The sequence below is a fragment of the Hominimerdicola aceti genome, from assembly GCF_025567495.1.
Classification (GTDB): Bacteria; Bacillota; Clostridia; order Oscillospirales; family Ruminococcaceae; genus Hominimerdicola; species Hominimerdicola aceti.
The window spans coordinates 33,666-59,764 of record NZ_JAOQJZ010000012.1 but is presented as its reverse complement, the minus strand read 5'-3'; the positions used below and the strand labels follow the sequence as shown (position 1 = coordinate 59,764).

Sequence of the window (26,099 nt, the reverse complement as noted above, 5' to 3'; positions counted from 1 at the left end):
GAGTTGAATTACATGGATTCTAATATCGGCAAAAAGCTAGACGGCAGATATGAGATAACCGAACTTATCGGCGTGGGCGGAATGGCTGACGTTTATAAGGCAGTTGACGTTATGGAAAACCGTACTGTTGCGGTAAAGATACTTAAGCCTGAGTTTTCACAGAACGAGGAATTTCTCAGACGCTTCAGAAACGAGAGCAAGGCTATCGCTGTACTTTCTCACCCTAATATCGTAAAGATATATGACGTGGGATTTTCTGACGAGATACAGTTTATCGTTATGGAGTATATCGACGGCATCACCCTTAAAGAGTTTATCGAGCAGCAGGGCGTGCTTAGATGGAAAGACGCTTTGCACTTTGTAACTCAGATACTCCGTGCTTTGCAGCACGCTCATGATAAGGGTATCGTTCACAGAGATATCAAACCGCAGAACATAATGCTTTTCCCTGACGGAACTATCAAGGTCATGGATTTTGGTATCGCAAGATTTTCAAGGATCGACGGAAAGACACTTTCTGACAAGACTATCGGTTCTGTTCACTATATCTCACCTGAGCAGGCAAGGGGCGATATGACAGATGAAAGATCTGACATATACTCTGTAGGCGTTATGCTCTATGAGATGCTCACAGGCAGAAAGCCTTTTGACGGTGAAAATCCTGTGGCTATCGCTCTCAAGCATATGCAGGAGGATCCGGTTCCGCCAAGAGAGATCATGCCTTCTATCCCAGAGGCTCTTGAAGAAATAGTTATGCACGCTATGGAGAGAGATCCTGCAAGACGTTATCAGTCAGCAGCAGAGATGATAAAGGATATAGACACATTCAAGCTCAATCCATCTGTTGTTTTCGGATATAAGAACAGCCCTGTTCCTATCCCTGTGGCTGATAACAATAACAAATATTTTGACGATGAGCATAGTGAGAACTATGACGACGATGAAGAATATGAGGACGATGACGAAGAAAACGATGACGAGGAAGAAGAGGAAGAAAAGAAGCGTTCTTACGTTGTTCCGATACTCCTTGCTGTGACAGTTGCGGTAGTTATCATTGCAGCGTTCGTTATCGTAGGAGTTGTATTCAAGTCATTCAGCGGTTCAAACGGTATGCACACAGGCACAGTTACACTGCCAAACTTTGTGGGCAAGAATATCGTTCAGGTAGAGCAGGATTATAAGGATAAGCTTAAATTTGATATCACTGAAGAGTATAATGACCAGTATGACGAGGGAATAATCACATTCCAGGGTCAGGCAGCAGGAAAGTCTGTTAAGGAAGGCTTCACGGTTACTCTTACTGTAAGTAAGGGCAAAAAAATGGCAACTATCCCTGACATGGTGAAGAAAGACGGCACTGTGGCTGAAAGCGAGCTTAAGGCTGCAGGATTTATGGTCGTTAAGAGAGATATATGGTCTGAGGATATAGCTTCAGGTCTTGTTGTGAAAACACAGCCGGCAGCAGGCGAGCAGTATGCCGTAGGTGCGACTGTTGCTTTGTTTGTAAGTAAGGGTCCTGTTGAAACAAGAGTCAAAGTACCAAGCGTTGTAGGTCTTACAGAAGAAAAGGCAGTTGCAATGCTCAAGGAGAACAAGCTCAAGGCTGAGGTCAAGGAGATCGAGCATGAGGGCGATAAGGGCAAGGTCATCGAGCAGGATACAGACGAAGGCACATATGTTGAGCGTGACACAACTGTTACTATTTACGTTTCGACCGGAGAAACTTCACCTGTTGAGGTAACATTCTCACTGCCACTCCCAAGTGGTATCCACGGCTCATATTCTATAGACATCTACAATAACGGCAACGTTGCATATACACAGAAGATCGGTAGTGGAGAATCTGTTGCAGGCGGTTCTGTAAATGTAACTGTAAAGGGCAAGAAGACAGAAACTCTGACTATCTTCATCACAAATGACGAAAATCAGCAGAAGTGCCGTTATGCAGTATATGACATAGATTATGATAAGCAGACAGCTACTCTTAGCGGAAGCCTGAATGAAAGCGGTCTGATCGACATTACTCCGACAACGACCACAACTACTACAACTACGACCACAACAACTACTACAACTACCACTACTGAAGCACCTGCACCGGAGCCTCAGGAGCCAGACGAGCAGGGTCAGTAGTTCATGAATGGAATAATCGTTAAAGCTATCGGAGGCATCTACTATGTAGAAGCCTCCGACGGCATTTATGAATGTAAGGCAAGAGGAGTATTCAGAAGAAAGAACATTTCTCCTGTAGGCGGTGACAGAGTTGAATTTTCATTGGAGGACGACGGAAGCGGAGTTATCGAGAAGATAGAGGAAAGACGCTCATTGCTTATAAGACCACCTCTTGCAAATCTTGATATGCTGGTGTTCGTTTCGTCTACCTGCGAACCAAGACCTAATCTGCTGTTGCTTGATAAGTTTATTGCAATAGCTGTTTTCAAAAAAATAGAGCCTGTGGTAGTCTTTACAAAGATAGACAAGGAAAGCTGTGACGAGCTTGTGGACATATACAAGGGTGCAGGGATAAAGACCTTTCAGGTAGACAATACCACCGGCGAGGGCAGTGAAGCTGTTAAGGCTGTGCTGGAGGGCAAGCTGTCGGCTTTTACAGGAAACACGGGCGTTGGCAAATCGTCACTGCTCAATAATATGTTCCCTGCATTGGGGCTTGCCACCAACGAGATAAGCAAAAAGCTTGGCAGAGGAAAGCACACCACACGCCATGTAGAGCTTTACAAGCTGGAGGGCGGTGGGTATATTGCCGATACCCCTGGCTTTTCGTCGTTTGATACCAACAGATATGATATTATTTTCAAGGACAAGCTTGCAGGTTGTTTTCCTGAATTTCAGAAATACGAGGGCAAGTGCAGATTTCCTGATTGTAGCCACACAAAGGAAAAGGGCTGTGCGGTCATAGAGGCGGTAAAAAATGGCGAGATCGCAAAGTCAAGGCATGAAAGTTATGTGGAAATGTACGAGCAGGCAAAGCAGCTTAAGGAGTGGGAATACAAAAATGACTAAGAAATGCACTATCTTTTCAGGCGGTGAAGCGGTGTCGGCTCAGTGTGTGGCAGAATATAAGTCTTTTATCGACGATTCTCTTGTGATATCCGCTGACAAGGGCTATAAGCTTGCACAGGCAGTGGGCGTAAAGTCGGACATTATTATGGGCGACTTTGATTCCGCTGAAAAACCTGTTTTTGATAATATCGAGATCTTCCCCTCAGAAAAGGACGATACCGACCTTATGCTTGCCATAAAGCATGGCTTTGAGTCGGATTGTGATGATTTTCTCATATTTGGTGCAACAGGCGGACGAGTAGACCACTTACTTGGAAATATCCAATCTCTGGGATATATTTTATCTTGTGGCGGTGAGGGAATGATAGCCGCAGATAGTGAGATAATTCGGCTTTATCGTGCAGGCAGTTACAGGATATATGACCGTGAGGGCTTTTCGTTCTCACTGGTGGCATATACTGATAAGGTAGAGGGTCTGACCATAAAGGGTGCGAAATATGAAGTAGAGGACTGTCTGCTGACCAATGCTTTCCCACTTGGCATATCAAACGTAGTGAAAGGCTTTGATGGGCAGGATAGAAAATATGCTGAGATATCATTCAAAAGTGGCTATCTGCTGTCAGTACAGTCAAAAATGGTAACCGATTTTTGATTTTTGAATAATATAAACTATAACTATTCGGGAGGTAATACTTATGAAAGTTGTAGTTGTAAAAAGTCCAAAGGTCATATCAGGTTTAATGAGGCTTATTTTCAAGATCAAAAAGGAAGAAGAATAGGATAACTGGCGGTACTCGTTTGAGTGCCGTCAATTTTTTTGCTATAGCAGAAAAGCTCTTAGATCATAGGAACGATCTAAGAGCTTTTTATTTTGTTATGTTATGATTCATCATGATGTGTTTTTGACGGCAAAATTACGTTATTCGTATAACGATAAATAACTATTTTACGATCCTTTTTAAGCTTTGCTCTGTCGAATTTCGTCAAATCCTCTATTTTACGAAAATATTCAATTATCAAGTTGCAATTCTATTGCGGAAAGCAAGAGTGTAGGAAGCCCTAATACGGCTGATGACATGAAGAAATAAAAGAAATGTGACTGATTGGTAGATAAACGGACAAAAAATAAAATCGGACTTCAAAAAAGCCCGATTTTACGATGATTTATGGTGCCGCTAACCGGACTTGAACCGGTACGGGTTTTACCCCGAGGGATTTTAAGTCCCTTTGGTATATTTAATAAAACTGCGTAAATACGAGGTTTTAATGCATTTATCATTATAAAAGTGTGTAAAAGTGTGTAAAAATATTTTGAGTGTGTATTGTTAATTTAGCTTTGCACTGATTGTCTTTTGCGTTTTATGTTATAAAATATTACTTATTGTTATTCCCCTGCTTGACAATTTAGATTATTTATGCTATAATAACAAACTACCCTAAAAGGAGATAATCATATGGCAAATGTCGGAAACAAAAAAACTAGACACATTAAAAATTTAGGTTCGGTTTATTATGACAACAATCGTGCAAAGTGGATAGGACAAATTACCATTGGCAAGTATGATAATGGTAGAGTGAAGGTAAAACGTTTTGTTGGTTCAAATCAAAATGATGTAATAGACAAAATGCGAAAATATAATAAAACTCATGCTAATAATATGATTTTGGACGAAATAAAAAATTCTTCAGGAGATATTCTTGTAAGTGAGTATTTTCATAATTATATGCTCACAGTAAAAAAAATTCGTCTGAAAAGAGCAAGCTATACTAGGGAACTTGGAACACTGAATAATCATGTCATTCCGTATATAGGTGAATATCGAATGAATGAATTAACAACTGAAATTATTCAAAATGAAGTTTTAAACAAACTAATTTATAGAGGATATAGCTTCTCAACTATTCATAAGGCATATGTTTTAATAAATCAATGTCTAAAATATGCTTATCATCAACACATTATTTCAAACAATCCTTGTGATTTTGTGGCTGAACCTTCAAAAAAGATATTTACTCGGAAACCCATTCGCTTTTTCACTGATGAAGAAATTGCCAAATTTATTAATTGTGCAACATTAAAAGATAGTAGTAATCAATATAAATACACAAACGGTGTTGCTTTAGTTATATTGATGTATACAGGACTTCGTGCAGGAGAGCTTATGGCATTACAGTGGCAAGATGTAAATTTGAAATCAAATTATTTAAACATACACAAGAATGTTGTAACTTATTATGACGATAACAATGAACGCAAGGTTGCCAATCAGGAAGATACCAAAACACAAACACATCGTTTTGTATATTTAACGAAATCTGCAAAATCGTATTTAAAACATTTGTATTTAACTCGTAAACCTCGTTCAAACGACTATCTTGTTATTACCACGAGTAAACGCTCGATTGACTCTTTGGAAACAACATATCATTCCATTTGTAAAAGAGCCAATATTTTAAATCCACAAGGCTTGCACACGCTCAGACACACTTATGCTAGTCTTTTAATTCGTAAAAAAGTAGATATTAAGATCATAAGTGAAACATTGGGTCACGCCAGTGTTGCCTTTACCTATAACACTTATGTACATCTAATTGAAGAAGAAAAGGCTAAAACCATTAAAGAAATAGACATATAAGACGAAAAGGACAGAAATCAACTTTCTGTCCTTTTATTTATTAAAGTATTATATTTCTATCTATGTATCGTTGCAATCTATCTACAACAACATATGTTTTATTGCCTATTCGTATTGTAGGTACTTCATTATTATTAACGAGATAGTATGCTTTATTTTTACCGATATGCAGATAATTTTGCAGCTCCTTAATAGTCATTAAATTAGACAAATTGTAATCTTTAAATTTGCAATTCATTAATTATCCTACCTTAAATATTACTTCCCACTACTACCAAGGCGACCTGTACCCCTTTCTGACGAAATGGCTTTAAGTTCCTCGTATGTATATTCTTCTATCTCAACTTCTGGAACAGGAATTATAAGAGCCTGACAAATGGCTTTTTCATATGGATATAAAATGTAATCAGATGGATATAAAATGGAATCAGATTTTCCATATGGGAGCAACAAAACACTAGCAAAATCGTTAAAGTCAGTAATAGACTCTTTCTTGCAAATGACTATCGGTACGTCATTTGTATTAGTAATTGGAACACCCCATTCGCCACGATAGCCACTGTCGATTATTCCACACCTCTGTGCCATGCCCTTAGTGCCTGTTGAACTTCTCTCATGTAGCACGAAACAGTAATCTGTATCGCAAGCTGAAGCTATTCCTGTTGGTATAATAACCGTAGTATGTGGTTTTATTATTATGTAATCTTCGTCAAAGCAAGGATATACGTCATAGCCTGCATCTTCTGGTCTTTTGGTTGGTATAATTGCGTTTGGTTTTATCTTTGCAAATTTTACTGCTGTTATCATTTTTTATCTCCTTTACTTTTATTTTGTTCTGTGCTATAATTAGTAAAGTCATTAGTCGCCACCATTCAGAAACATAATATTGAACACATTATAATTTCTATGGTGGCTAATGACTTGTTTAAGGGTTTGTTAAAATGCAAACCCTTTATTTTTTTGTGTTGCTAATCGCACCAAAGAATAACTTTGTTTTGTTTTAGGCTTTTCTGTACATCAATAACTCTCTGATTGCTTGACCCTCGCCATTTTAAAGTTACATCTCTTTTATCATCTTCGTATTGACCGTCAATGACTACATCAAGATACTCCATAATAGGCAAGTCTTTAATTTCTTCCCACTTATAACCTGTATACAGCCATTGAGTTTTGGTAGGACAATAAAATTTAATCAATGTAGATATTGCTTGTATGATTTCACGATTATCTGGTAGTAAGGGATCGCCACCCGAAAATGTGATACCTGAAATATATGATTTATCCAAATAATCACATATTTCAAAAAGAGTATCTAAATTAAATGGTATGCCGCTGTTCCTATCCCATGTTTGTGGATTTTGACAGTTTTGACAATGGTGATTACAGCCTGATACCCAAAGGACGACTCTGCAACCAGTTCCGTTAGAAGTAGAACATTTGTCTATTTTTAGATAATTCATGCGTGTTTTACCCTCATTTCTACCTCTTGTTGTTTACCTTTATTAAAAGCAGATTTGTAGTCACCTGTTAGATATCCTGTTACTCTACGGAGTCTACGAATATTAGGACAATTACACATAGGACATTTGTCGTTTATTTCGTCTGTATATCCACAATTTGTACACATATCATTTGGTACGTTGATAGCAAAGTATGGTATATCCTTATCCATAGCATAATTTACTATTGTTTCAAGTGACTCAAGATTATTTTTTACTGTGCCTTCAAGTTCAACATAGGTAATACAACCTGCGTTTGAATATCCTGTAAGCTGCGACTCAATATCAATTTTTTCAAATGGTGTCATATTAGTCCAAACAGGAACATGAATAGAATTTGTAAAGAAATCCTTGTCTGAAACATTGGGAATTATACCATATTTATCTTTGAATTTCTGCATGGCTGTATAACAAAGATTTTCCGCAGGAGTAAAATAGACACCGAAGTTAAGTTTATATTGTTTTTTGAATTTATCACATCTATCCTTAAATAGCTTTTCTATTCTTTTAGCAAGCTTCATACCTTCTTCGGTTGTATGGTCTTTACCAATAAGAATTTGAAGTGTTTCTGCAAGACCAAGCTGACCGATGGCAAGTGTCCCGTGTTTTAATGCACTGCGAATATCTTTTCCATCGTACCCAGCCATTACATTATTTTCATACATAAACTTTGCTGACTTGGGATTCTGGGAACAAATCCAATCAAATCTTTCAAGTAACATCACCGCAGCTTCTTGAATTTTTGCATCGAGAAGATACATAAATCTACTTATAAGAATGTTTATATCATCAAAAGAATAATGCTCCTTAACATCCATGTCATAATTTGTTTTACATTTCATTGCAAGGGTTGGCATAATAATTGTTACAGGACAAATATTGCCACGTCCGTCTTTAAGCTGTCCAAAGCCATTTATATCATATCCATTTGCTGTTCTACACACTTTATCCATTGTCACCAATGGTGCTGACTATGTGTTCTACTAAATGTCAATTCATTTATATTTTCATAGGATTGCTCCGTAGCCTTCCGCTTCGGTTCTCAGATGCTTCGTTTCCTATAACATCGTTGGTGCTTATCCCCAACCCTACTCCCATACATTCATCAGGGATAGTCGATACACTTTTAATCAAGTACAGTAAATTTATAATTGTAATAAATCTGTGTGTATTTTCAGAGAAATATTTTGACATTCTTTTAATGTGTTAAATGTTGACTCTTTTTATTTACTGTACTTAATTACTTAGCACGAACTCATCTTTATTAAATAACAGCATAACTATAATAAAGACCTATTCGTTAGCAAGAATATAAATTCTCACACCCTCTAGCGAGGTTCAAAAGGTTTTAAATGGGCTATAGTTCTACTTACCCATTGTACTAAAATATGTTTTAGGGTCATTCTTATCATAACCCTTATTTCCACTCCAATCACAATTAGCATAGTTTGGATATAGTCTTTGTGCTGTTGATTTCAACGCAAGTTTAAATAAATCATAATTTGGCTCACCCTCTTTGCGATTTACTCCTTTCATACATTGAAAGATACCACAAGGGAAAATAGAGGTTTTATGTAACTTGCCAATGCCATTAATGGAAACTTCAAGCAAAGCTTTTATAATAAGCCTGCCCTCTGGTAGTGTACAAGTACCATAATTGATGCTAGTAAAAGGAAGTTGATTTCCTGAACGGCTTTGAAGTGTATTAAGATTATGATACATACCCTCGACAGCTTGATAAACTTCTTTAGTAGTCATATCCATTGCGTATTGATAAGCTTTTTCATTACGTTTGTCATTTGCTTCCATATCATCAAAAGACAATTCATTTGGTACTCTATTTATATAATTTTCTGGTGACTCACAGCAATATTTAAGTCCGTCTTTAAAATGCTTTGAAAAGCTTTTCCTAACATATGGTATCATCGTCCAATCTAGGTGACTAGCCGAAACACCGCCAAACTGTTGTAGAGATTGAAGCTGAAAAATAACCGCTACAAGTTGAAATGCTGTACTTACAGATTGTGCAGGTCTTACATCTGTTTGTCTTGTGTTAAAACCATTTGCAAGCAAATCATCAAATGGAATTGTCAAACAGTTGTGATCTCCCACGGCATAATGGGATAAATCATGAATATAAATTTCATTATTAATATGATTGTTTCTTGCCATATCAGACATACAATATTCAAGAGCATATCTTTTCATAACAAGGTCTGCTGTCTCGCCAATTCTACCACCAAATGAATGTTCATCGACATTGGCATTTTGATTTTGAACGTTTTCGGCTGATACCTTTTCTTTTACAGCTTCCATTAACTCCTTGTATTCATTTCTTACCATAGCTCTTTTATATCTGTATTTAATATAAGCTTTCGCTACATTTCTGTCATAATCCATAAGTGTTGTTTCAACTATATCCTGAATATCTTCTACTGAAATTTCTGCCATGGCTTCAAGCTTCCTGCATACATCGGTACATATGTCGCTCGCAAGTTCGGTATTTATATCCAATGTATCAGGATAAACTTCATTATACGCTTTCAAAATTGCTTTACCTATCTTTGCTCTTTCAAATTTTACTTTAGTTCCATCTCTTTTAATTACTATTTTGCACATTTTATCACTCCTTGTTGTCACTTAAAACAAAATCTATTTTTTGTTCGCTTTCTATACTCTCTATGTTCTCTGGCTTCAAATCTAATTTTATTTCTGTACCCATATCAGTTTTCATAATAATATTAATTGCCTTGTCAATATCATTCCAATTCCTACAACGATATCTTTGATGTAACATATGAGTGTTGTTTTCATATGACTCGAAGCCTAATCTATTCCATGGATAATCAAATAAAATTTTATGATAATAGCCACCAACTAAATTATCCACACAATCATCAACTAGAATATCAATATCTCCACTGAGCATTTGCTTATTCTTTATGACTATGAGACTATCATACATATTTAAAAATGGAAGTTGCTCTTGTAACCACGCTACCTTACTAGAAACATTCTGTGGGGCTGTAGCCGTTACTATGTAAATTTTACAACCTAAATCATGATATTTTTTCAATGTAGCGACACAGTTTTCAAGCACCTTTATATTTTCCCATACCCTCTTATCAGTGAAATAGTCATAGAACTTATCCTGAGAAACTTTTTTAAAGAACTGCCTCATATTATAGGTAGTTATATCGGCAACAGACAAATTGTCATTATAGTCCTTATTATAAACATCAATAATACTCTCTGCTAGATTATTAATGACATTATCACAATCTACACCAATTCGCCACGGTCTAGGTCTTATCAGATTTGCTTTCAGTTCCATTGACATTTTCCTCTTTATTATTCTCGTCTAATTCATTAAGCATTTCGGTCACTGTTCTATAGGCTATTAGAAAACCAAGTACAAGCCCAACCAAAGCACCAATAATAAAATTAGCCATTTTTATCATGTTCCTTTCTGTATTTTTCGTATTCATTTCTAATTTGCTCCAAAGTACAAATTTTATACGGTATATGTCTGTTGTCACAATATTTAATCTCTGTACAGCAACCTTTGGAGAATTGCCAATCATTTGAACAAACAAGCATTTCATCTGCAAGTTCTTCAAGTAACAACAGAGTCATGTTCAACCCTTGCTCATAAGTGGTACAATCGTAAAGGCTACCAAACATTGCAATAGGATTGAGATACAAATTCTCAGGGCGCATTATAGTTAATAGTTTTTGGCACTCATTTATTTCGTTAAGATTTTCTTGTTTGCCACCATATGGGTGAGATAAATAAATAACACTGTTATAATGTTCTCTGTTAATTATGTTCGGTTTCGGTATCATTATCTCCCTCCTGCTTAATTGTAAGTCCTACCACATATTTTCTGAAATTTTCATAAGCTGTGTTGATATTTTCATCATTATTGATAACGTAATCAACAGATGATTTGCAGTTTTTAAATTCTATCTCGTCTTGCTTAAAACGTTTCCTAGCTTCTTTAAATGCTTTATCAATATTCTTATACATTTTATAATAACGTCTAAACAGGCGATCATGCCGAGTAATCGGCAGGCAATCTATAAAGATAGAATAAATCTCTCTGTTGCCTTTGTATTTTTTATGTAATTCATTAAGCCCTGTTTGGTCTACAACATAAAGATTATATGTATCATCGTCAATTTGACTTGCCGTTACCCCATAATGGTTATTGAGATAATAGTTATATGCCACGATATCATTAAGTGCCTTAAATTCCTTTTCTGAAACAAATGTATGACCTGCTTCACCTTCGTATCTCGGAGAACGAGTTGTGTAAGAGGGTATCTGCTTCATATTAAATTCTTTTTCAAGCATTTGCACAAGTGTTGATTTACCACTTGCCGAAGCTCCAAGAATACAAAATAGTGGTTTAGTCATTTACCATCATTCTCCTTTAAATAGCATGGAAACATTTCCTTACACTCTCCAACGTACTTGCACATAGGAACGAGAAAATCTTTCCAAATATCATCAAGTTCAATAATTTTATCGCACATTTCTTTTATAGCTTCTCTTGTTTCTTTAGCAGCCTGATTACACAATCTCTTATTGGCAATGTTCATTAGTTCTTCACCATTGAAATCCCATATCATATTTACAGGAGCGTCCTGTGGGGCTTTAGTTCTATCATAATTAGATTGCCTATCGTTTCTCTGAGATTTCACATAAGGTTGTGCGTGAATGTGTCTCACAAGATGTACCGCTACCCAATTAGGGATATCTTCAAACAGTACCGAAAATCTTAGTCTGCGTATCGGTGAATGTCTTGCTTTTAATATTTTATATTTCCACTCGTCTGTCGGTGGTGTTTTAGCCTTTAGCCCTACTGTCACCAAGGCTCTTTGTTTTACTGCAATCCAATCTTCATTAGTTGGATATTCAAGTATTGTTACTTTCATTGTCTTTTCCTTTACTTTATAATAAATTCTGCGAACATTTCTTCTGCGTTCTTTTCATGTTCTGTTGGCACAAACATTATTACCTCATTTTCTAGGTCAAGTGCGAATATGCCCACTATACTACTTGCATTTACGCAGTAATGACTCTGCTTTAGGTCTATGTTATAGTCAACCATATTCGCAAGTCTGATAAACTGCTGTACCTCTTTTACCGTAGTAAATCTAATTTTATATGCTGTATACTCCGTTACCATTTTTATCTGTCCTTTCTCGCTCGTTTAATTTGTTGCCATAGCAATCATATAAGCCCTTTGTACGATTGCTTTATTTCTAGCTTTTGTTATCTTCTGTCTTTCTTTGGCTTGAATGAGTTCGTCCTCACTCATAAAATATGTATCTAGTTCTCTACACTCTGACTTGTAGCGTTTTAGCTGTCTGTTTTCCTCCTCTCTAGCTAAACGCTTTCTTTTTCCTGCTTTCTTGTCGTATGCCAATTTTTAAATTCACCTCTTTTCTAATTAATTTTCTGAATTGATACAATATTACCAGAATAATTGTCATAAGTACCAATGTTGCCACTGCTCATAACATCAGGGTCAAGTGCATATGTATCAACTATAAATTCAACCACATTCTTAAAGCCGTTGCCTGTATCTCGATACTGATTATTATAGTCAGTATGAATATCAGCTTTACAATCGGCTAAAACAGCGGTGAATGAATTACCTGTGTCGGTTGTAATTAGATAGCGTGTACCTATTTCTGTACCATAATAACTTCCTAAAGCAATACAAACATCGTCACCTTGTCTGCGTATTCCCTGACTATCCGTCCAACAATTTAGTTGTAACTGATATTGCAGAGAATTGATGTCCGTAATACAAGCATAATCCATATAGCCGTGAAATGAAGTATCACCTGTTGGAATATCGTAAGAAATAAGTTCTATTTCTGGCTCTGCTTCAGACTTAGTAACTATCGTTGTAGTTTCGGTTACTTTATGGCTATACGGCTTTGTAGCTCTTGTTTCTTTGGTGGTTGTAGTAGATTTAGTATTTGTTTTTACTGTATTTTTTTTATTTTCTACCGATCTAGTTGTTGTATTTTTAGTTATAGTGCTTGTGGTAGTGGTAATCGTATTAACTGTTGAATTTTCGGCTTTGTTTCTTTCAAAATTGTGCTTGTAATCTTCGTTAATCCCAATAACTTTTACAACTCCAAAACCGATAACTATTACGCAAATAGCAACTATAAGTTGCATTATTTGCTTTGTTGCCTCGTCTTTCTTTTTATTCATATGTATTTATTCCTCATCGTCACAATAGCAATATTTGTTATAATAATCTTCTCCGTTCATTTTTTCGCAAGGAATATCGTTGTATTCGCACAAATCGTCAACGTCCACATTATGATTTGACAAATATTCAATAGCCTTTTCTTTAGCACATTCGCTACAAAGTTCTTCCGAGTCATTGTCAATAATATAAAGCGTATCAACCTCAGTTCCACACTTATCGCATATTAAAACACGATAATCTCGACCCATATAACAATGACGGCAGGGAAGTCCAAGAGCCGTACAACCCACACAATCATTTCGTATCTCGCTTGCCATGTTTTTACTCACTCCTTCACTTCTTTAAATCTGGCATAAAAGCTGTCATTAATATCGTAAACATTATCATATGTATTACAACTTTTTCTGCCATGACCGTCTATTAGTCTGCCATTTTTTACTTCGTATACTTTTCCTTCTTGAAAGTTATGGGTGTCAAAGCAAGCCACCCATGTACATTTCAAGAGAGTATTCCAAGCATTATTTAACATTCTGTTTCCTTTCTAGTTTCAGTATCAAGCTCAAACAGCTTTCCAAATATGTAATTAGGTTCACAATCTTGCAAATCCTCTAATTTGTTTTTATTGGAAGATAATTGCAATTATCATATTCACTCAGGTAGCTAATCTGAGCGTTCCGTTTTGTTTTTATCTCTTATTTTCTTAATAAAATGTTGGTTTGATTTATATGTATTTTAGTGTATTACTTTATAAACTCTGCATTATTAGGTAATCTATCTCGAAATTCTTTAGGTACTTCACCATTGTGCCATAAATTATTTGTTACGATAATTTCACCAGTATGTAATTTAATTTTAAATTCTCTACCACCATATCCCCTAAAAGGACTATCACTCATTGGGTGGGTTCTATCTAAGTAATAACAAATGCCATTAATAATAACGTGTTCGTCCTTTTCTTTTATAATTTCAAGCCAAAATTTTTTATGAAAACATTCGCCACTATCACAAACTTTGTCAAAAGGCTCTGCATGGCAGACTTTGTGGAACACTCGACCGCAGATTTCACATTTTATATTTTGAATAGTACAATCCATTTTGTTTATCTCCTGCTTTTACATCAACCACTTTCTATATTTCCTATCTTGTTTACGCTTAATCTTCTTTATGCGGTTGTATATATAGCTCTCATAATGCTCAAACTGCATAACCTTTGCATAGCAATATAACCATACCACAAAAAAGGTTAAAACCACCATTACACTTACTATAGTTTTGGTATGATGTAAGCCGTATTCGTCATAGAAATGTACCATAATTGGCATTGTTAAAACAAAAACACAAAAAGAAATAATACAAATAATAGTATATATTGTCATTCGTGTTTTGCACCATTGCTTAGAATACTTTGCTACTTTAATTTCTTTCATTTTTGTGTTCTCTACCCAATCCCAATTCTTTCTTTATATTCGTCAAGTGTAATTTTGCCCATTTTATAATCTAAAAGTGATATAAATTCTTCTGTAGAAGCACAAAAGGGGAAATTACAGTTACGAAGTTCTTTTCTTATCTCTTCTATCGCCTGCTCAGACGGAATATGCTGCTTACTCTCGTTGACACAGATTTCTGAGATAAGAAATTCCATGTGCTGATATTGATTTATTAGGAATATTAGTTGCTCTTTCGTAAGAGCGTTAAGAATTTTCTTTGAAATCATTTATACTCTTTAACCCCATTTCAAGATACAGCTCATCAACTGCATTGCCCTTTCGTCTAAGACAATTATAAATTCGTTCATCAATAGTGTTCTTCATCTGAAGAATTATGTATGTGCATTTATTAGTTTGCCCAAAACGGTGTATACGATCTTGACTTTGTTTAAAGTCCTCGTAACTAAAGCTCAACGAATAATAAATATTGTAACTACAATTTGTAAAAGTTAAGCCTTTGCCTAGTAATTGTGGGTGTGTAAACAACAGTTTTACTTTGTTGTCTTTAAAATCTCTAATTATATCGTCACGATTTTTTGTTTTACTTGTGAGAGCCATACCATTGAATTTTTTAGCAAGTCTTTCGATTTCATGAATAAACTGACACCATACTATAATAGGTTTGTCTCCTATTTCTTCAATAGATTGTTGTAAAATTTTATCTTTTTCAGTATCAAAATCGGTAATACTATTATCTTTGTTAATTACAAAGCCACTTAAAATCTCACGCAATTTCATTAGCTTTGCCGTGAACTCAAATTTGCTCCATGAGTTAATATTATCTTTGATATTCTGTACCATATTCTGATAATACATTTTCTGCGTTTTGCCCATATCAATTTTCTTAATTTCAAAAGTCTTATCAGGCAAAGCTATGCAATCGTCCTTAGCGAGAAAAATAGATTTTTCAGAAAGTCTGTTATAGTACGCATTTTTATTCTCCTGAGTTTGATACCATCTGTGAGGGTTAGCCATATCCTGAGTAAAATACTTTGCAAGGAAACCATAATAATTATTTCCAAATACATCGCTATCAACAAGCTTTATTTGAGGAAATATCTCTGCATTATGGTTTGGTGTAGGACAACCACTTAAAACAAACCTGTGAGGAATTACATCTATCATTTCAAGGATATCTGATGTAATTTGACTTGTCATATTCTTCATAACAGAGCTTTCGTCAATAATTAAACAATCAAACTGAACGTTCCGAATCTCATTTTTAAGTATTTTAAAGCTTTCATAATTCATTATGTATATATCAGCTTTTGAATTTAGCTTTTCTAAGCGTTCTGTTTTAGAACTGCCATGGCAATTCACGATGATTTTATCAGGATAAAACCTATGACAATCATCAATCCATGCAGTTTCTATTACGGATAACGGACATAGTATAAGAGCCTTATCGAAATGTATGGCTATTTCAAGCCCCATAGGGCTTTTTCCAGTACCTGTCTCAGAAAAAATTGCATAACAGCCCTCGTTCAGTGCGTTATTGACGATCTTCTGCTGATAATCTCTAAGATATGGAGAAAGCTCATATTGAACTTTCTCTTTCTTAGAAACAACGATATTGCTGTCGATTAGTTTGTATTGTTGTAGTACAGTTAATGCCGAGTCAGGAAACTGCCATTTACCATTTTTAAATTTACGTCCTTCAATAGTCCTTATGTATGGTATCTTTTCAACAGGTACTGATAACTCAATCAATAGTATCACCCACTTTCATTTCATTTGTTGCAAATCGCCATTTATAACCTTTTGAAGATAAACAAGGTCTTTTATACTTATTAGGATTTTCGGCATAATTACAACAAGCTGATATATTAGTAAAATTCTTTAACCCGACACTTTTTGAGGCATCTTTTACAGAATTATAAATTTTTACTATAACATTTGTTTTAATATCAATTTGTGCGACCATTTTCTTGTTTCCATAACAGCCGTGTGTCGTATGTAACCCCTTGATATAAGCGTGTTTGTTATTATAACTTCTATCGCACCACTCTAAATTTATAGCATTATTATTCGTTTTATTTCCGTCAATATGATTTACCTCTGTGTATTTACCGGGGTTAGGGTTATTGCAGAACTCAGTTGCTACTAGGCGATGAATATATCTGTCATAATGTTTACCACTTACCGAAAGCATAACTCTCAAATAACCATTGCTGTGTTTACGAACGTTTAAAATTTTAGGATTTTCTAAACCCCATGATGTGATTTGATTTGAATAGTCACCAATTCTCCTTACGTTCCCTAAATTACTAACTTGATAATAATTTTCAAACCCACTTATATTACGCCATTCTTCAACCATCACTTTCTACCCTTGCTTCATTTTTGATTTTTTTAATTTCTGATTTCCTTATTCCAAGTGCCACAAGTTCAGCTTCTAGGTTTTTAATCTGTGTTTGTAATTCTTTTTTCTTATCGGACATAACCTTCTTCTCTTGTTTCTCGGTTTTAGCCTTTGCACTCTGCTCTTTACCAACGAGAAGCTGTTCGTTAAAACGCTCTTTCATCTTCTCTATACTATCGTCAGACTCGTAAACACTATCGTCCCAAAGTGAAAATCTCTTTTCGATAGCCAGATCATACCATTCTTTCTGCAATTCAATACCTATCGCACTTCTACCACATTCAATCGCAACTTTATTTGTAGTTCCTGCTCCCGCAAATGGATCAAGTACAACGTCACCTGGGCAAGACCAAAGTTTTACACAACGCCTTACAAGTTCTTCTGCAAAAGGGGTTGTATGTGAAATACCAGAATTAGAAATGTTCCATACACCATCTGCCCAATCAGCCCATTCAGCGAGTGTAATATCAGAAGCCTTAATAAGTTCACAATCTCCTTCCTTCTTATAGACATAAACAAAGCCTACATTCGCAGCGAGAATGGTATCTCTTGCTTTCATATTGCGATAATAAAGATTACCCTGTGCAAGCATAGCTCTCTGTGCGGAATATTTTCTCCAAAATGCCTTAGTCCAAAGAGAAAATTTATTGTCAAGCATAATCTTATTTATATTACCTGTTAAGCTCTCCTGTCCCATTTTATTATCTCTACCAATGGTGTAGTTATAGTCCTCAAACTGCATTATAAATTTACCGCCTTTTTTAAGGACTCTCTGACACTCGGCAATTACAAGACCGAGAAGATAATAATATTCTTCGTAGCTTTCACAATTTGAAAGGTCGCATGGGTCATTACTGTAAACCCTCAGATTGTGATATGGCGGTGAAGTAATTACCATATCCACTGACTCGTCAGCCATTTTCTTCAGTTCTTTAAGACAATCTCCATTTATCCATGTATTTGTTAGTCTCATATTTTTATTCTCCTTTTTTTGCTTCTGTTTTTTTTATTTTGTCTCTTATATGTATTTTCTTTACCATTAAACATTTTAATGTTTCTTCTTTCTTTTACGGCACGATACTCCATTATCATTAAGCGCAATTATCGTCAGTATAACTATAAGAATTACTTTAACGATTGCATAAATCCAAAGTGGGGACCTAGAACATACACACTGTCATTTTTGCCGACAACACTATTCCAATTATCTATAATAGTTTCTTTCATATCTGTAAGATTAAAAAATGGACGATTATCAAAATTTAGTATATTTTTATGACCTATGTGTAGGTCTGATATGTAAAGTTTCTTAGGTGTTGACATTTACTGCTCCTTTCAAATAAAATTAAATCCACTCTATTGTTGGCAAGCCTTCATAATTATGTTCCCATACAAACCATGCAAAACACATAGTGCTTGCCCAAGGCTTCCCCTTTTCATCTACCTCACTACCATTACGCATTGGGTTTACTCTTTTAGAAAACACATAAATTGTTTTTATAGGAGTGTTTTCCCACATTTTCAATCTATCTTGCCCTTCAAGAAGTTGGATTTTTGCAAACATAATAACTTTTTCATTTGCTAAATCCAATGATCGAAGAATAAATTCTTTTGCAAATTTGAACGGTGGATTGGTAATAATATTATCAAATTTGCGTTTGTAATTATATGTAAGAAAGTCAACGTTTGGAGTAATATCAATTCCAAAAGGACTATCTCTACTAACCAAATCAGTAGATACAATTTCTGAATATGGATAAAATTCTTTGAGGACTTTTGATATATGCCCTTGACCAGCAGCAGGTTCGAGTATGCTACCAAATAATTTTTCTCTTTTTAAAATGGCTTCTGTCGCATTGAATGGTGTTGCGTAAAAATCATTAGTCACTCTTTCTCTTGTAGGAGACATTCCAGCTAGGCTTGTCCCCGTAAGTGTTTTCATTAAATGTTGTCCTCCTCAATAGTTTGTAATCAAGACCTCTAAATCTTCGGTAGAAGCTTGTATTTGCCACCCACATAATTAAGTGGTGATTTTATATATTCTTGCTTTATCAGTATCATCTCCTAAATAAAATTTCTCTTTTATTCAGATTTTAAGTGTCTAAAAGTGCGTATTTACGCTGTTTTGGGATATGCCAAAGTAGCGTATTTTCATTAATTTGCATTTTTAAATTAATTGCTTTATGCTTTCTTTTTTGCCTTTCCTTATAATAGACGTGTCCTTTGCTCCAACTACTGTTATACTCTCCATTTATGTTTCGCATTTTATAACCCAAGATGGGTGTTCTTCATGAATTATTCGTCTGGCTAAATCCCATTCTTCTGAGTTATATTGGAATGTAAGCCATAGCTGAAATAAGAGTCTGCCAGAACGCTTATACCGATACGACTCTTTCCAATACTGAAAAGCCTTATAAATTCTATCATTTAAATTATCATAATAGCAATTACCAGTATTAAACATATCGGCTAAACTACGTTCTGAGATTTTTGATATTATGTATTCTTCATTTGTCATGAATCATCTCTCTTTATGAACAAATAATCAGTTGAAATATCATCTATTACATTTTTAGCTGTCTCTTTAAACCATACACTCAAATCTCTTTTAGTCATTCGTGATCCTCCTCAATCTTTTCCATCATCTCAGGATTGTCATAAACGTTTCCAACGATAAAAGAGATACGTTCGCCATAGCCAGATTCGACTTCAAGTTCCGCAAGATCAATCGTATTAAAAAGATGGTTCGTTTTAAACATTGGAGTACCTACATCCGTCAGTTCCCAAGAAAGTGTTTCATCATTCCACCTTACATCCATAAGTCTATTAGTGACATCAGGAGTTATGTTAATTATATCTCCTTCAAAAATCTTCTTATCATACTTGTCTGTTAGCCCTGTGTATTGGCTGACGGTCTTAGGGTCTACTACATAAGAAATTGGCATTGTATCAACAAACTGCTTATAGTCATTGTCCTCAATCTCTATATTGTCGTAAATAAGATGCTCAACATTAACCCCTTTGTCCTTGAAATATGGACGTTTTCTGACAACGTAATAGCCACTTACCCATTCGCCATTGTCTACACGTTTTCCTCTAAAAAGTATTTCACGCATTGCCGTTCTCCTTATTGCCAAACTTTTAGTGCCATTTTTTTGAACCTGTGCAGGCACTGCCACAAACGACCACTCGTAAGCGTCAAGCGGATCGTCAAGAATGTGATAACACAGTTTACCGCCGTATTCACCGCCCTTTTCATGGTCACAGCCGCCCTTGTGCATATCCTCTCCGCATACAGAGCAAAGCTTCTTTCCCATGGTGCAGCTAATGGATGCTTCTTTCTTTATTCCGCTCTGAATCTCACCTATAAGATCGCTGTTAGAAGCAGTTCGCACCATGTAAGCCTTTGCCATAAGCCTGCGGTAGACCTCTCCGTCTGTCGTAGTTTTCTCAGGCAGAGTTTCCACCCAAGTGTCGAATATTCTGGCAGTCTGCTTTGAGCTTTTAGGGTCATGGTCGAAAATACCCGTTCTGCCCTTAAAAAGCTCCGCAAGCTTCTCCAAAGCGCCTGATGAAAACTTTTCACCATCTCTGTCAATGTCATTGTCACAAAGCGCCACCCTGAAAACAAAGACCTTGTCCTCCGTGAGCGGCTCTCTCGCATAGCCGTTTATCTTTTCAAGCTCCTCGCCTGATACTGTTTCGCTCATTGCATTTCCTCCTTTTTTCTCTCGTTCTCTACCCTTTCGTTTTCAAGCTCCGCCGTCTTAGCCTGCGCATTGTAAAGCCTTGACTTCGCCAACGCTTCCTCGTCCTGAAGATTTATGTTGTCCCACTCTATCTCCACCCCACAAGCATATCCGTTAAGCCTTAAAAACGCCTCGCATATCTCTCTGAGTATAGGTTCAAGCAGTCTGCGGTAATATTCAAGCTCGCTTGTGAGGATATCCGATTGCTGTGCAGACATTCGCTCAGTGGTTGACCAGTTCAGCCCAAGCAAAAACGGTGGTATTGAAAGCTTCGCCACAAGCTGTTCCATAAGCTGTCTGACAGGTATCTCCGTGTCTATCATCTGATTGTCAGCGCCTATGACCTTTATGTCCACATCACCCACAGCCACAAAATCCTGCACCGAGCCGTTTCGTGAAGCTCTCATTCCCCTGCTCCATTCCTGAGCTATCTGCTCTGCACGCTCCTTGGCTCTCGCCCTGTCGCTCTCACCCTCAGGGTGATAAGTCACCGCATAGCGCACATTTCCTACCCTGTCGAAGTTCTGCCCCATGCACTCGTAAATTCGCATAAGTATCTCGCTCAGCGCAGGCAATCCACGGAGTATGGACACTCCGTCAGGGTGCTTAGGACTAGGATTGAGCGCCGTGTAAAGCAGTTTTTCAGGACTTCTTACCGGTATCTCCTCACCGATTCCCATGTAAAAAATACGTTTTTCAAAAGCGTTCCTGCCCTCACGCACTCTGTACAAAGTCGGGTCGCCAACATATATCCCCTTTACCTTGCCTGTCCTGTAATCTGCATATATCCTGCCTATCGCCTTGCCATATGTAAGCAGTGAATCCAGATACATATCCGCAAAAGTGTAAATGGACTTTCCCGACACCCCCACGGAAACCTCTCTGCAAAACCTGTCAAGCTCCGCCTGCACCCTCTCGTCACAAGCCGTAACCTTAAAGCCCCCTGTGAGCCTTATTATCTTGCCGAAGCAAGCGTCAATGATCGGCACATTCGCCCTGAGTGCGTCATAAAGCTCCTGCTGAAAAACCCCCTCAGGCGCAAGCCTGTAATGAAACCCCGACTCTCTGTCAGAGCCTGCCGTGTTCGGCACAAATTCACGGACCTTCTTTCTGAAAATACTCATTTTTTCTCCTTCCTTTCTGTACACTTTTTTGCACTAATGTTCAACTGTCAGTACAAAAAAGTCGTCCTTTTCACGTCCCAGACATTCTGCCGCAAAGTATCTCATATCGTCCATGGCGTGATCGTTCTCTTTAACAGGTGCGTCCTTTCCTGCCTTTTCGTCCCAGCGGTAAAGATTTATCTCACGAAGCGTATCACGACACCTGCGGTTTATCCTTATCCTGCCGTCCTTTATGCAGTCCGACACAAGCCTGATACCAGAAACAACGTCGTTCTTTGCAGGCTGGACAGTGAATTTTCCATGCCTGCGTATGCACTGTATGAACGAAGCCGCCGAGGGGTCGCAAATGACCTTTTCGATGCAAAGCCCGTCGGCAAGCTCTTCAAGCCCCTTGTAATGCTCCTCGTCAGTTTTCTGCATACCTTCACGTCGAGAGTCATAGTAATACTCCCTGAGCCTGTACCATACTCCACCACTCTCGCCCCAAAGCCCGAAGCTTGAAGGATTTACAGTGCCGTAATCACAGCTTATAACATACCGCTCGCACTGTATATCCCCCTCAAAGACGTTTTTCTCCTCGTCGAACATAGGGTAAACAAGCCCCTCTGCCGCCGTCCATTTGCCAAGAACAAAACGCTCGTAAAACGTCCCCGTATATATCCTGTGATAGCGTTCTATCACCGCCCGGTCAAGGGTCGGATTGTCCTCCAGCACAAAATGTCTGTAGATAAGCCGTTTTTCCTCAGCCTTGTCTATCCACTCTTTCTTGAACCAGTGGTAAGGATTGTCAGGATTGCAGTTGAACCACAGCTTGCTCCCCGCCACCGAACACCTTGCCACAGCCTGCTCTATAAAGCTTCTGGGCATAAGTGCCGCCTCGTCAAGAAGCACCCCCGCAAGGGTCACGCCCTGGATAAGTGAGGGCGAGCCTTCGTCCCTGCCGCCAAAGTAGTAAAACCTGTTTTTCCTGCCGCAAAAGCTCACGTCCATATAGTTCTTTGACGCGACCTCCACAGCCGTCATGCCCATGGCTTTCATATACCCCCTGAGCGCAGGCAGGATATTCCTTTTCAGCGACACGATAGTTTTTGAGCATAGCCCAAAAATGCACTCGTCAAAATTAGTCATCGCCCATGTCATAAAAGACGCCGACAAACAAAAGGTTTTGCCCGATCTGACCGCGCCGTCACAGATTATCCCGTCGTAATCACTAAGCTCCCGTGCCGTCCACCATCTGAAAACAAACCTCTGATTTTCCGACAGCCTTGTTATTTTCACAAGCTATCACCGTCCCTGCCGTAAATGCTCTCGATAAGTCGCTTCGACTCACCGCCGCCGTCAAGCTGAGGCGCAAGCTCCCCAAGCTTTTCCAAGGCTTTCTGCCTGTCAAAAAACTTGATCTCCAAAACGTTCTTTCCGCTGATCTTTATCTCACTCACATTGAAAAGATCCATGCCCATGATGTCCCTTGCCGTCATGTTCTCAGCGTCAAAAACAAGCTTTACAGCGTCATTCACCGCCCCGAAAGCTATCCTGTTCAGCCCTCGCTTCACATAAGAAAGAGTGTCGCTGTCAGCCTCCTCCAGCTTTTTAAGCTCCGCCTCCGTTTCTGCCGAGTGCAGAAGTTCAAGCCCCCTGTCCTCAGCCTCCTCCGCCCTTGCACCGGTGTGCAAAGCCGCTTCACGAAGATTTCTCAGATAGAAGAAAAATCTCGCAAATCTTTTCTGTTCGCCTGCCATATCGTTCCTCCTTTTTTAATTTCTGCGAAAGATGTACCACCGTATCTTAACGGCTCTCAAAAAACATCTCTCACTTATCCCGAAAAATGCCCCTTTTGTTGCATAAAAAATGCAACAATTGCAGAAATGTTGCCAAATTAAATCATTTATCATTTGTTTGCATAAATCACCCTGCCCAAAACTGTGCAAAAGCCACATACTTTCATGAACAGAAAAACTATTGGTAAAAAAGAAATACTTTTATTTTTTTTAGGACGTTTCGTACCATTACTGCACCTTATTTCAGACAAATATGTAAGTCATGCGAAACTTTCAATATACCTTATGAAAAAAAGTATATATTACTTGACAAAAGCCGAAAAAATAGTACAATAGTAAGTGTATGACACAAATTTGAAGAACAACGCAGGAGGTAAAAATATGAAAATGAGAGGTATCTATTCCTCAGTAACAGATATCAGACGAAAAGTCTTTACAGAGGTGGCAAGACTTGCCTATGAAGAGGGCGATTATGCCGAAAAGATCGCAGAGCTTCCTTATAAGATAGTACCGGGAAGCAAGGCTGTTTACCGTGAGTCTATCTTCCTTGAAAGAGCTATCGTTGAAGAAAGGCTCCGTCTTGCTATCGGTCTGCCCCTAAGACCGATCGAGGAGCATAAGTCTGTGGCTGACGGCATTGAAGAAAGTGCGATCGCAGAAAAGTATTACGATCCACCGCTTGTAAACATAATCAAGTTTGCCTGCAACGGCTGTCCTGAAACTCATTATCATGTTACCGACTGCTGTCAGGGCTGTCTTGCACACCCATGTCAGGAAGTCTGTCCAAAGGGTGCGATCACTATCAAGCATGGCAAGTCAGTAATAGATCAGTCTAAGTGTATAAAGTGTGGCAGATGTCAGAGTGTCTGTCCATACAATGCAATAAACAAAATGGAAAGACCATGCGCAAGAGCCTGCGGCATGGACGCTATCGGCTCAGACGAAGAGGGCAAGGCAAAAATAGATTATGACAAGTGCGTATCCTGCGGAATGTGTCTTGTAAACTGTCCATTCGGCGCTATCGTAGACAAGGGACAGATATTCCAGCTTATAACAGCAATGAAGAAAAAGAAGAAGGTCATCGCTATCGTAGCACCTGCATTTGTAGGTCAGTTCGGACCAAAGGCAAGCCCTGAAAAGCTCACAGCGGCAATGAAGAAGCTTGGCTTTGCAGACGTGGTCGAGGTAGCAATAGGTGCAGACCTTTGTTCCATCGAAGAGGCGAAGGACTTCATGAGAGAAGTTCCTGAACATCAGCCATTCATGGCGACATCATGCTGTCCTGCATGGTCAGTAATGGCGAAGAAGCTTTTCCCTACCCTTGCACCATACATTTCAATGGCTTTGACCCCAATGGTACTTACAGCAAGAATGCTCAAAAAGGACGATCCTGACGCTTGTATCGCATTTATTGGACCATGTGCGGCAAAGAAGCTTGAAGCTTCAAGACGTACTATCCGCAGCGACGTAGACTTTGTGCTTACCTTTGAAGAACTCATGGGAATGTTCAATGCCAAGGGCGTAACATTTGAAGACATTACAGATGAAGAAAAGGTAGATCTTTGCGAGGGTACAGGTGACGGACGTGGCTTTGCAGTAAGCGGCGGAGTAGCAAAGGCAGTAGCAGACGTTATCCACAAGCTTGACCCAGAGCGTGAGGTCAAGGTAGTATCAGCGCAGGGACTTAAAGACTGCCGCAAGCTTCTCACACTTGCGAAAGCAGGCAAATATGACGGCTATCTTCTCGAGGGCATGGCTTGTCCTGGCGGCTGTGTAGCAGGTGCAGGAACGCTTCAGGCGGTAGAAAAGAGTACAGCGCTTGTAAACAAATATGTAAAGGACGCACCTTTACAGAACTCTCTCGACTCCAAATACGAGATCAATCTTGATCTTATCACCGAGTCGCATGATGACAAATAAGAGATAGAATTGAAACGGACAGCGTTATGCTGTCCGCTTTTTTGTACTGTCACTCGCCGTGACGGGCATTTTACGCCATACATTGTGGTATAAAACACTTTTTCACCGCTTTTTGAATTCGTATAGAATACTACACATTGTAATTATCACACACCCACTGATACCCCCACAAACGGCAGTAGGGGCGAACAGTGTTCGCCCGTCGAAGAAACAAGCCCACGATTATATCATTGTTGGATAGAACTAAAAACTATCCAATCACATCTTCAGGGTAGCGGCACAAT

32 protein-coding genes are annotated in these 26,099 nt (G+C 38.0%); 6 read left to right on the top strand and 26 right to left on the bottom strand.

From position 1 onward, the window contains the following. Positions 1–12: 12 nt before the first annotated feature. The 5 genes from pknB (at position 13) to OCV57_RS11130 (ending at position 5,657) form a co-directional block, all read left to right on the top strand. The gene (gene pknB, locus OCV57_RS11145; protein WP_051706481.1) at positions 13–2,133 is read left to right on the top strand and encodes a Stk1 family PASTA domain-containing Ser/Thr kinase; all 2,121 of its coding nucleotides are present in this window, start codon (positions 13–15) and stop codon (positions 2,131–2,133) included. A gap of 3 nt (positions 2,134–2,136) precedes the next feature. Continuing rightward, complete coding sequence (rsgA, locus tag OCV57_RS11140; RefSeq protein WP_046441704.1) at positions 2,137–3,021, top strand: ribosome small subunit-dependent GTPase A; 885 nt, start codon at positions 2,137–2,139, stop codon at positions 3,019–3,021. Further along, entirely contained in the window at positions 3,014–3,673 is a 660-nt protein-coding gene (locus OCV57_RS11135; RefSeq protein WP_171028788.1) for a thiamine diphosphokinase, read from the top strand. The genes rsgA and OCV57_RS11135 overlap by 8 nt, the downstream gene beginning before the upstream one ends. A gap of 43 nt (positions 3,674–3,716) precedes the next feature. Next, entirely contained in the window at positions 3,717–3,800 is an 84-nt protein-coding gene (gene spoVM, locus OCV57_RS14415) for a stage V sporulation protein SpoVM (RefSeq protein WP_117856231.1), read from the top strand. 675 nt (positions 3,801–4,475) lie between these two features. Next, the gene (locus OCV57_RS11130; RefSeq protein WP_267301624.1) at positions 4,476–5,657 is read left to right on the top strand and encodes a tyrosine-type recombinase/integrase; all 1,182 of its coding nucleotides are present in this window, start codon (positions 4,476–4,478) and stop codon (positions 5,655–5,657) included. 40 nt (positions 5,658–5,697) lie between these two features. On the opposite strand, the gene OCV57_RS14410 is transcribed toward OCV57_RS11130, so the two are convergent. The 26 genes from OCV57_RS14410 to OCV57_RS11005 all read right to left on the bottom strand — a co-directional run bounded on the left by OCV57_RS14410 (position 5,698) and on the right by OCV57_RS11005 (position 23,856). Next, on the bottom strand, positions 5,698–5,856 hold the full coding sequence (locus OCV57_RS14410; RefSeq protein WP_394804283.1) for a helix-turn-helix domain-containing protein: 159 nt from the start codon (positions 5,854–5,856) through the stop codon (positions 5,698–5,700). Positions 5,857–5,915: 59 nt separating this feature from the next. Next, positions 5,916–6,464: a dUTP diphosphatase gene (locus OCV57_RS11125; RefSeq protein ID WP_267301623.1), complete on the bottom strand. Its 549-nt coding sequence runs from the start codon at positions 6,462–6,464 to the stop codon at positions 5,916–5,918. 161 nt (positions 6,465–6,625) lie between these two features. Further along, positions 6,626–7,117, bottom strand: a complete 492-nt coding sequence (gene nrdG / locus OCV57_RS11120; RefSeq protein ID WP_267301622.1) for an anaerobic ribonucleoside-triphosphate reductase activating protein — start codon at positions 7,115–7,117, stop codon at positions 6,626–6,628. Beyond that, positions 7,114–8,109, bottom strand: a complete 996-nt coding sequence (gene nrdD / locus OCV57_RS11115) for an anaerobic ribonucleoside-triphosphate reductase (RefSeq protein ID WP_267301621.1) — start codon at positions 8,107–8,109, stop codon at positions 7,114–7,116. The genes nrdG and nrdD (OCV57_RS11115) overlap by 4 nt, the downstream gene beginning before the upstream one ends. Positions 8,110–8,521: 412 nt before the next feature. Continuing rightward, on the bottom strand, positions 8,522–9,775 hold the full coding sequence (nrdD, locus tag OCV57_RS11110) for an anaerobic ribonucleoside-triphosphate reductase (protein WP_267301620.1): 1,254 nt from the start codon (positions 9,773–9,775) through the stop codon (positions 8,522–8,524). Between the two features lie 4 nt (positions 9,776–9,779). Continuing rightward, on the bottom strand, positions 9,780–10,490 hold the full coding sequence (locus OCV57_RS11105) for a 5' nucleotidase, NT5C type (protein WP_267301618.1): 711 nt from the start codon (positions 10,488–10,490) through the stop codon (positions 9,780–9,782). Next, a complete protein-coding gene (locus OCV57_RS11100) occupies positions 10,459–10,608 on the bottom strand; it encodes a hypothetical protein (protein WP_267301617.1) in 150 nt (49 codons plus the stop codon). The genes OCV57_RS11105 and OCV57_RS11100 overlap by 32 nt, the downstream gene beginning before the upstream one ends. Further along, positions 10,601–11,002 (bottom strand): hypothetical protein, encoded by a 402-nt coding sequence (locus OCV57_RS11095; RefSeq protein ID WP_267301616.1) that lies wholly within the window; start codon positions 11,000–11,002, stop codon positions 10,601–10,603. The genes OCV57_RS11100 and OCV57_RS11095 overlap by 8 nt, the downstream gene beginning before the upstream one ends. Continuing rightward, entirely contained in the window at positions 10,977–11,576 is a 600-nt protein-coding gene (locus tag OCV57_RS11090; RefSeq protein WP_267301615.1) for a hypothetical protein, read from the bottom strand. Before OCV57_RS11090 ends, OCV57_RS11095 begins: the two co-directional genes overlap by 26 nt. Further along, the gene (locus OCV57_RS11085; protein WP_267301614.1) at positions 11,573–12,097 is read right to left on the bottom strand and encodes an FAD-dependent thymidylate synthase; all 525 of its coding nucleotides are present in this window, start codon (positions 12,095–12,097) and stop codon (positions 11,573–11,575) included. Before OCV57_RS11085 ends, OCV57_RS11090 begins: the two co-directional genes overlap by 4 nt. Before the next feature lie 11 nt (positions 12,098–12,108). Then, positions 12,109–12,351: a hypothetical protein gene (locus OCV57_RS11080; protein ID WP_267301613.1), complete on the bottom strand. Its 243-nt coding sequence runs from the start codon at positions 12,349–12,351 to the stop codon at positions 12,109–12,111. Positions 12,352–12,375: 24 nt separating this feature from the next. Beyond that, a complete protein-coding gene (locus OCV57_RS11075; protein ID WP_267301612.1) occupies positions 12,376–12,591 on the bottom strand; it encodes a hypothetical protein in 216 nt (71 codons plus the stop codon). Positions 12,592–12,611: 20 nt separating this feature from the next. Next, complete coding sequence (locus tag OCV57_RS11070) at positions 12,612–13,394, bottom strand: hypothetical protein (protein ID WP_267301610.1); 783 nt, start codon at positions 13,392–13,394, stop codon at positions 12,612–12,614. Positions 13,395–13,400: 6 nt separating this feature from the next. Continuing rightward, on the bottom strand, positions 13,401–13,712 hold the full coding sequence (locus OCV57_RS11065; RefSeq protein WP_267301609.1) for a hypothetical protein: 312 nt from the start codon (positions 13,710–13,712) through the stop codon (positions 13,401–13,403). An 8-nt stretch (positions 13,713–13,720) separates the two neighbouring features. Continuing rightward, entirely contained in the window at positions 13,721–13,924 is a 204-nt protein-coding gene (locus tag OCV57_RS11060; RefSeq protein WP_267301608.1) for a hypothetical protein, read from the bottom strand. Between the two features lie 211 nt (positions 13,925–14,135). Next, a complete protein-coding gene (locus OCV57_RS11055) occupies positions 14,136–14,489 on the bottom strand; it encodes a hypothetical protein (protein ID WP_267301606.1) in 354 nt (117 codons plus the stop codon). An 18-nt stretch (positions 14,490–14,507) separates the two neighbouring features. Continuing rightward, the gene (locus OCV57_RS11050; protein WP_267301604.1) at positions 14,508–14,822 is read right to left on the bottom strand and encodes a hypothetical protein; all 315 of its coding nucleotides are present in this window, start codon (positions 14,820–14,822) and stop codon (positions 14,508–14,510) included. Between the two features lie 11 nt (positions 14,823–14,833). Beyond that, positions 14,834–15,109 (bottom strand): hypothetical protein, encoded by a 276-nt coding sequence (locus OCV57_RS11045; RefSeq protein ID WP_267301602.1) that lies wholly within the window; start codon positions 15,107–15,109, stop codon positions 14,834–14,836. Next, positions 15,087–16,592: an SNF2-related protein gene (locus tag OCV57_RS11040; RefSeq protein ID WP_267301601.1), complete on the bottom strand. Its 1,506-nt coding sequence runs from the start codon at positions 16,590–16,592 to the stop codon at positions 15,087–15,089. Before OCV57_RS11040 ends, OCV57_RS11045 begins: the two co-directional genes overlap by 23 nt. Continuing rightward, positions 16,585–17,202 (bottom strand): NUMOD4 motif-containing HNH endonuclease, encoded by a 618-nt coding sequence (locus tag OCV57_RS11035; protein ID WP_267301600.1) that lies wholly within the window; start codon positions 17,200–17,202, stop codon positions 16,585–16,587. Before OCV57_RS11035 ends, OCV57_RS11040 begins: the two co-directional genes overlap by 8 nt. Further along, entirely contained in the window at positions 17,195–18,217 is a 1,023-nt protein-coding gene (locus tag OCV57_RS11030) for a DNA-methyltransferase (RefSeq protein WP_267301599.1), read from the bottom strand. The genes OCV57_RS11035 and OCV57_RS11030 overlap by 8 nt, the downstream gene beginning before the upstream one ends. 372 nt (positions 18,218–18,589) lie before the next feature. Further along, a complete protein-coding gene (locus tag OCV57_RS11025) occupies positions 18,590–19,186 on the bottom strand; it encodes an NAD(P)-dependent oxidoreductase (RefSeq protein ID WP_267301597.1) in 597 nt (198 codons plus the stop codon). Positions 19,187–19,856: 670 nt separating this feature from the next. Further along, positions 19,857–20,954, bottom strand: a complete 1,098-nt coding sequence (locus OCV57_RS11020; RefSeq protein WP_267301596.1) for a YopX family protein — start codon at positions 20,952–20,954, stop codon at positions 19,857–19,859. After that, positions 20,951–22,117 (bottom strand): phage portal protein, encoded by a 1,167-nt coding sequence (locus OCV57_RS11015; RefSeq protein WP_267301595.1) that lies wholly within the window; start codon positions 22,115–22,117, stop codon positions 20,951–20,953. Before OCV57_RS11015 ends, OCV57_RS11020 begins: the two co-directional genes overlap by 4 nt. A gap of 33 nt (positions 22,118–22,150) precedes the next feature. After that, positions 22,151–23,395: a PBSX family phage terminase large subunit gene (locus OCV57_RS11010; protein WP_256322518.1), complete on the bottom strand. Its 1,245-nt coding sequence runs from the start codon at positions 23,393–23,395 to the stop codon at positions 22,151–22,153. After that, positions 23,392–23,856: a terminase small subunit gene (locus OCV57_RS11005; protein ID WP_022287537.1), complete on the bottom strand. Its 465-nt coding sequence runs from the start codon at positions 23,854–23,856 to the stop codon at positions 23,392–23,394. Before OCV57_RS11005 ends, OCV57_RS11010 begins: the two co-directional genes overlap by 4 nt. 426 nt (positions 23,857–24,282) lie before the next feature. Between OCV57_RS11005 and OCV57_RS11000 the strand changes: the two genes are divergently transcribed. After that, the gene (locus tag OCV57_RS11000) at positions 24,283–25,815 is read left to right on the top strand and encodes a 4Fe-4S dicluster domain-containing protein (RefSeq protein ID WP_117858009.1); all 1,533 of its coding nucleotides are present in this window, start codon (positions 24,283–24,285) and stop codon (positions 25,813–25,815) included. Positions 25,816–26,099 lie beyond the last annotated feature (284 nt).

Bases quoted from the DNA above. Each gene is read 5' to 3' on its own strand.
- pknB (WP_051706481.1), top strand. From the start codon at position 13: ATGGATTCTAATATCGGCAAAAAGCTAGACGGCAGATATGAGATAACC.
- rsgA (WP_046441704.1), top strand. From the start codon at position 2,137: ATGAATGGAATAATCGTTAAAGCTATCGGAGGCATCTACTATGTAGAA.
- OCV57_RS11135 (WP_171028788.1), top strand. From the start codon at position 3,014: ATGACTAAGAAATGCACTATCTTTTCAGGCGGTGAAGCGGTGTCGGCT.
- spoVM (WP_117856231.1), top strand. From the start codon at position 3,717: ATGAAAGTTGTAGTTGTAAAAAGTCCAAAGGTCATATCAGGTTTAATG.
- OCV57_RS11130 (WP_267301624.1), top strand. From the start codon at position 4,476: ATGGCAAATGTCGGAAACAAAAAAACTAGACACATTAAAAATTTAGGT.
- OCV57_RS14410 (WP_394804283.1), bottom strand. From the start codon at position 5,856: ATGACTATTAAGGAGCTGCAAAATTATCTGCATATCGGTAAAAATAAA.
- OCV57_RS11125 (WP_267301623.1), bottom strand. From the start codon at position 6,464: ATGATAACAGCAGTAAAATTTGCAAAGATAAAACCAAACGCAATTATA.
- nrdG (WP_267301622.1), bottom strand. From the start codon at position 7,117: ATGAATTATCTAAAAATAGACAAATGTTCTACTTCTAACGGAACTGGT.
- nrdD (WP_267301621.1), bottom strand. From the start codon at position 8,109: ATGGATAAAGTGTGTAGAACAGCAAATGGATATGATATAAATGGCTTT.
- nrdD (WP_267301620.1), bottom strand. From the start codon at position 9,775: ATGTGCAAAATAGTAATTAAAAGAGATGGAACTAAAGTAAAATTTGAA.
- OCV57_RS11105 (WP_267301618.1), bottom strand. From the start codon at position 10,490: ATGGAACTGAAAGCAAATCTGATAAGACCTAGACCGTGGCGAATTGGT.
- OCV57_RS11100 (WP_267301617.1), bottom strand. From the start codon at position 10,608: ATGGCTAATTTTATTATTGGTGCTTTGGTTGGGCTTGTACTTGGTTTT.
- OCV57_RS11095 (WP_267301616.1), bottom strand. From the start codon at position 11,002: ATGATACCGAAACCGAACATAATTAACAGAGAACATTATAACAGTGTT.
- OCV57_RS11090 (WP_267301615.1), bottom strand. From the start codon at position 11,576: ATGACTAAACCACTATTTTGTATTCTTGGAGCTTCGGCAAGTGGTAAA.
- OCV57_RS11085 (WP_267301614.1), bottom strand. From the start codon at position 12,097: ATGAAAGTAACAATACTTGAATATCCAACTAATGAAGATTGGATTGCA.
- OCV57_RS11080 (WP_267301613.1), bottom strand. From the start codon at position 12,351: ATGGTAACGGAGTATACAGCATATAAAATTAGATTTACTACGGTAAAA.
- OCV57_RS11070 (WP_267301610.1), bottom strand. From the start codon at position 13,394: ATGAATAAAAAGAAAGACGAGGCAACAAAGCAAATAATGCAACTTATA.
- OCV57_RS11065 (WP_267301609.1), bottom strand. From the start codon at position 13,712: ATGGCAAGCGAGATACGAAATGATTGTGTGGGTTGTACGGCTCTTGGA.
- OCV57_RS11060 (WP_267301608.1), bottom strand. From the start codon at position 13,924: ATGTTAAATAATGCTTGGAATACTCTCTTGAAATGTACATGGGTGGCT.
- OCV57_RS11055 (WP_267301606.1), bottom strand. From the start codon at position 14,489: ATGGATTGTACTATTCAAAATATAAAATGTGAAATCTGCGGTCGAGTG.
- OCV57_RS11050 (WP_267301604.1), bottom strand. From the start codon at position 14,822: ATGAAAGAAATTAAAGTAGCAAAGTATTCTAAGCAATGGTGCAAAACA.
- OCV57_RS11045 (WP_267301602.1), bottom strand. From the start codon at position 15,109: ATGATTTCAAAGAAAATTCTTAACGCTCTTACGAAAGAGCAACTAATA.
- OCV57_RS11035 (WP_267301600.1), bottom strand. From the start codon at position 17,202: ATGGTTGAAGAATGGCGTAATATAAGTGGGTTTGAAAATTATTATCAA.
- OCV57_RS11030 (WP_267301599.1), bottom strand. From the start codon at position 18,217: ATGAGACTAACAAATACATGGATAAATGGAGATTGTCTTAAAGAACTG.
- OCV57_RS11025 (WP_267301597.1), bottom strand. From the start codon at position 19,186: ATGAAAACACTTACGGGGACAAGCCTAGCTGGAATGTCTCCTACAAGA.
- OCV57_RS11020 (WP_267301596.1), bottom strand. From the start codon at position 20,954: ATGAGCGAAACAGTATCAGGCGAGGAGCTTGAAAAGATAAACGGCTAT.
- OCV57_RS11015 (WP_267301595.1), bottom strand. From the start codon at position 22,117: ATGAGTATTTTCAGAAAGAAGGTCCGTGAATTTGTGCCGAACACGGCA.
- OCV57_RS11005 (WP_022287537.1), bottom strand. From the start codon at position 23,856: ATGGCAGGCGAACAGAAAAGATTTGCGAGATTTTTCTTCTATCTGAGA.
- OCV57_RS11000 (WP_117858009.1), top strand. From the start codon at position 24,283: ATGAGAGGTATCTATTCCTCAGTAACAGATATCAGACGAAAAGTCTTT.